The sequence below is a fragment of the Rhizobacter sp. P3_B12 genome, from assembly GCF_056402895.1.
The window spans coordinates 1-4,797 of the sequence record NZ_JBFUGN010000457.1 but is presented as its reverse complement, the minus strand read 5'-3'; the positions used below and the strand labels follow the sequence as shown (position 1 = coordinate 4,797).

Here is a 4,797-nt window from a genome sequence, read left to right as displayed (position 1 = left end):
GTGTGGCGGTAGACGTAGGTGGCGTCGCCGGCCGCGGCGACCAGCGCCTGCGCATGCGCCGCACCCAGTTCGCCGGCCGAGGCCAGCGCGACGGCCACGTGCTTCGCGCCGCCGCCCTTCAGCTGCGCCAGGCCGTTGGCGACCGCCGTCTTGAAGGCCTTCGCGGTGCCGGAGGCGGCCGCGGCGACCACCACGCGCGGCGCCTTCACRCCGGCCACGCGGTGCAGGTACAGCGCCCGCCCGGCCTTCAGCGCGAAGTCGCCCTGGGCGATCGCCTCGTTGATGGGGGCTGCGAGCTTCGCGTCGAGCACCGCATCGACGGTGTTGCCGCCGGCGGATGCATCGACCACCACGAGCAGCGCGTCGGCCTGCAGGGTTGCCAGGGCGCCGGAAGAAGAAACCTGATGTCTGAAGTCCATAATGCGAGCCAGTCCAGAATCCAACGATGTTATTCGATTCCTCCCTGCGGCGAGACCTCGCCCGCACATTCGGCGCCACGCTGGTGGTGATCCTCACCATCGTGCTGACGATGATGCTGATCCGCACGCTGGGCCAGGCCGCGCTGGGGCGCATCGCCCCGCAGGACGTGGTGCTGCTGCTGGGCTACGTGGCGCTCGCCCAGCTGCCGACGATGCTCAGCCTGTCGCTGTTCATCGCCACCGTCTCCACGCTGACCCGCATGTACCGCGACAGCGAGATGTCGATCTGGTTCGCCAGCGGCATCGGGCTGTCGCGCTTCGTGCGGCCGGTGCTGCGCGTGAGCTGGCCGGTGCTGCTGGTGGTGGCGCTGCTGGCGCTGTTCGTGTGGCCGTGGATGAACGCGCGCAGCGCCGAGTTGCGCGAGCGCTTCGAGCGCCGCTCCGACCTGTCGCGCGTCGCGCCCGGGCAGTTCCAGTCCTCGCGCGACGGCCGCCGCACCTTCTTCATCGAACGCGACAGCGAAGACGGCCGCACCGGCCGCAACGTCTTCATCCTGACCTCGCAGCCCGACAAGGAATCGGTGACCTCGGCGCGCAGCGGCCACATCGAGAACACCGACGACGACCGCTACCTGGTGCTCGACAGCGGCCAGCAGAACGAGCAGAACCTGCGCAGCGGCGACAAGACGCTGGCGCGCTTCGAGACCTACAAGGTGCAGGCCGGCGACCGCGTGCTGAGCAGCGCGACCGCGCCGCCGCCCAAGGCCCGCCCCACCATCGACCTGATGAGCGAGCCGACGCCGGCCGCGCAGGGCGAGCTCACCTGGCGGCTCGGCCTGACGCTCGGCGCGGCCAACCTGCTGCTGCTGGCGATCGGGCTGTCGGCCACGCAGCCGCGGCGCGCCAGCAACTGGAACCTGCTGTTCGCGCTGCTGAGCTTCGTCGTCTATTACAACCTGATCAACCTGTCGCAGGCCTGGGTGGCCGGCGGCAAGGCCGGCATGGGCGCGATCCTCGTGACGATGCACGGCGGCGTGCTGCTGGCGGCGATCGCGCTGCTCTGGTGGCGCGACAACGGCACCCACTGGAGCCTGCGGCGGCGCCACGGCAATGGCAACCGCAACGACCATGGCGGCGGCCTGAAGCAGCGCATGCAGGAGGCCTGCAAGAAATGAGGACGGTGCGCCGCCTGCTCTACGCCGACATCGTCTCGTCGGTGGCCTTCGTCGCCGTGGCCTTCCTGTCGCTGTTCTTCTTCATCGACTTCGTCGACGAGCTGGGCGGCATCACCAAGACCTACACCGCGCTGCATGCGGCGGTGTACTCGCTGCTCGAGCTGCCGGGGCACCTGTACGAGCTGTCGCCGATCGCGGTGCTGATCGGCACCATCTACGCGCTGTCGCGCCTCGCGCAGTCGTCCGAGTTCACCGTGCTGCGCACCGGCGGGCTGGGGCCGGGGCGTGCGCTGTTCCTGCTGACCGGGCTGGGCATGGCGTTCGGGCTGCTGACCTTCGTCGTCGGCGACTACCTCGCGCCGCTCAGCGAGCGCGGCGCAGCGCAGCTGCAGGCGCGCTACAAGGGCGGCTTCAGCCTGGGCATCACCGGCGCCTGGCTGAAGGATCACCGGGTGACACCCGACGGCGAGCGCTCGTACTCGGTCAACGTCGGCAGCGCGGCGGCCGGCGGCGAGCTGCTGAACATCCGCATCTTCGAATCCGACGGCAACGGCCGGCTGCTGCGCCGCATCAGCGCGGCGCGCGGGCGCGTCGGCAACGACGACAACTGGACGCTGCAGGACGTGAACCTGACCGACTGGCAAGATGCCGCCAGCGGCGGGCTGGTGCACGCGCAGCAGCTGCCGGTCTACACCTGGCCGAGCACGATGCCCGCCAACGTGGTGGCCGCCGCGGTGCTGCCCGAGGGCTCGATGTCGACGCTGGAGCTGTTCCGCTACATCACCCACCTGTCCGACAACGAGCAGACGGCGCAGCGCCACGAGATCCAGTTCTGGAAGCGCGCGCTGTACCCGCTCGCCTGCCTGGTGATGGTGGCGCTCGCGCTGCCGTTCGCCTACCTGCATGCGCGCGCCGGCGGCGTCAGCCTGAAGGTGTTCGGCGGGATCATGCTGGGCATCAGCTTCGTGCTGCTGAACAACGTCGCGGCGCACCTGGGGCTGCTGCAGAACTGGACGCCCTGGATCGTGGCCGCCACGCCGAGCGCGATCTACCTGATGCTGTCCCTCGCAGCCTTCAGCTGGCTGGTGAGGTACCGGTGACGCGCGGGCTGCTGCTGTTCGCGCATGGCGCACGGGATCCCCACTGGGCCGTGCCGTTCGAGGACGTCGCCGCGCGCGTGCGGGCCGCGCATCCGGGCGTGCCGGTCGCCCTCGCCTTCCTCGAGTTCATGGCGCCCGACCTGCGCGAGGCCGGCCGGCAGCTCGCCGTGCAAGGCTGCGCGCACGTCGATGTGCTGCCGCTGTTCCTCGGCGCCGGCGGCCACGTGCGCAAAGACCTGCCGGAGCTGCTGGCCGAACTCGCCGCCACCCACCCCCGCGTCGCCTGGCAGCTGCATCCCGCCGTCGGCGAACTCGACACCGTGATCGCCGCGATGGCCGCCGCCGCCGGCCAGCTGCTGCGCGCATCCACAGACACGAAGTGATTTAATCCGGGCAATCCACAGATTGCAACGGAATATGAACCTGCACCAGTTCCGGTTCGTCCAGGAGGCCGTTCGCCGCAACCTGAACCTGACCGAGACCGCCAAAGCGCTGTTCACCTCGCAGCCCGGCATCTCCAAGGCCATCCTCGAACTCGAGGACGAGCTCGGCGTCGACATCTTCGCGCGCCACGGCAAGCGGCTGCGCCGCGTCACCGAACCCGGCGTCGAGGTGCTGAAGTCGATCGAGGTGATCATGCGCGAGGTCGGCAACCTGAAGCGCATCGGCGAGGAGTTCTCGAAGCAGGACGCCGGCACGCTGTCGATCGCGACCACGCACACGCAGGCGCGCTACTTCCTGCCGGAGCCGGTGGCCCAGCTGCGCAAGCGCTTCCCGAAGGTCAACATCAGCCTGCACCAGGGCGCGCCGGCGCAGGTGGCGCAGATGGTGATCGAGGAGGTGGCCGACATCGGCATCGCGACCGAATCGCTGGCCGAGCACGACGAACTGGTGACCCTGCCCTGCTACGAATGGCAGCACGCGGTCGTGATGCCGGCTGGCCACCCGCTCGCGCAGCTCGAACGCATCACGCTCGAAGACCTGGCGCAGCAGCCGCTGGTGTCGTACCACCCGTCGTTCAGCGGCCGCACGCGCGTCGACCAGGCCTTCGCCGCGCGCCGGCTGAAGCCGAACATCGTGCTGGAGGCCATCGATGCCGACGTCATCAAGACTTACGTGCGCCTGGGCATGGGCGTCGGCGTGCTGGCCGAGATCGCGGTGCGCGACGACCCGCCGAACGGCGAACTCGTCTCGCGCCCGGTCGGCCACCTGTTCGGCTCCAATGTCACCCGCGTCGCGTTCAAGCGCGGCGCCTACCTGAGAAACTTCGTCTACGCGTTCGCCGAGATGCTGTCCGACCGCCTGAACCGCGGGCTGATCGCGCGCGCGATGAGCGGCGATGCCGCCGACGCCGGACACGACTATCAGCTCTGATCCATCCGCCATGACCACCCTGCGAACCCCCTCCATCGAAAGCCGCCTGCCGCAGGTCGGCACGACCATCTTCACCGTGATGTCGGCCCTCGCGCAGCAGCACGGTGCCGTCAACCTCGGCCAGGGCTTCCCCGATTTCGACGGCGACCCGCGGCTGCTCGACGCGGTGAGCGGCGCGATGCACCGCGGCCTGAACCAGTACCCGCCGATGACCGGCGTGCCGGCCTTGCGCGAGGCGGTGGCCGCGAAGATCGCCACGCTGTACGGCCATGCGTACGACCCCGGCACCGAGATCACGATCACCGCCGGCGCGACGCAGGCCATCATCACCGCGGTCCTCGCGATCGTGCACCCGGGCGACGAAGTGATCGTGCTCGACCCGTGCTACGACAGCTACGAACCCAACATCGTGCTGGCCGGCGGCACCGCGGTGCATGTGCCGCTGACACCGCGCACCTTCCGGCCCGATTTCGAACGCATCCGCGCCGCGCTCTCGCCGCRCACCCGCGCGATCATCATCAACACGCCGCACAACCCGAGCGCCACCGTCTGGAGCGCCGCCGAGATGCAGCAGCTGGCCGAGCTGCTGCGCCCGACCGACGTGTTCGTGATCGCCGACGAGGTCTACGAGCACATGGTGTACGACGGCCAGCGGCACGAAAGCGTCGCGCGCCACCCGGAGCTGGCCGCGCGCAGCTTCATCGTCTCGAGCTTCGGCAAGACCTACCA

At 69.7% G+C, this 4,797-nt stretch carries 6 protein-coding genes; 5 read left to right on the top strand and 1 reads right to left on the bottom strand.

Features of this window, described 5'->3' with window-relative positions; all coding sequences use genetic code 11:
• On the bottom strand, window positions 1–419 hold a 419-nt coding region (locus AC1D01_RS21095), incomplete at its 3' end, for a M17 family peptidase N-terminal domain-containing protein (RefSeq protein ID WP_477869733.1).
• A gap of 26 nt (window positions 420–445) precedes the next feature.
• Between AC1D01_RS21095 and lptF the strand changes: the two genes are divergently transcribed.
• From lptF to AC1D01_RS21070, 5 genes are all read left to right on the top strand, one after another.
• Window positions 446–1,594 (top strand): LPS export ABC transporter permease LptF, encoded by a 1,149-nt coding sequence (gene lptF / locus AC1D01_RS21090; protein WP_477869731.1) that lies wholly within the window; start codon window positions 446–448, stop codon window positions 1,592–1,594.
• On the top strand, window positions 1,591–2,694 hold the full coding sequence (lptG, locus tag AC1D01_RS21085; RefSeq protein ID WP_477869729.1) for an LPS export ABC transporter permease LptG: 1,104 nt from the start codon (window positions 1,591–1,593) through the stop codon (window positions 2,692–2,694). Before lptF ends, lptG begins: the two co-directional genes overlap by 4 nt.
• Complete coding sequence (locus tag AC1D01_RS21080) at window positions 2,691–3,077, top strand: sirohydrochlorin chelatase (protein ID WP_477869727.1); 387 nt, start codon at window positions 2,691–2,693, stop codon at window positions 3,075–3,077. Before lptG ends, AC1D01_RS21080 begins: the two co-directional genes overlap by 4 nt.
• Before the next feature lie 34 nt (window positions 3,078–3,111).
• The gene (locus tag AC1D01_RS21075; RefSeq protein WP_477869725.1) at window positions 3,112–4,068 is read left to right on the top strand and encodes a CysB family HTH-type transcriptional regulator; all 957 of its coding nucleotides are present in this window, start codon (window positions 3,112–3,114) and stop codon (window positions 4,066–4,068) included.
• A 10-nt stretch (window positions 4,069–4,078) separates the two neighbouring features.
• Window positions 4,079–4,797, top strand: a 719-nt coding sequence (locus AC1D01_RS21070; protein WP_477869723.1) for an aminotransferase class I/II-fold pyridoxal phosphate-dependent enzyme, incomplete at its 3' end; no start/stop codon positions are given.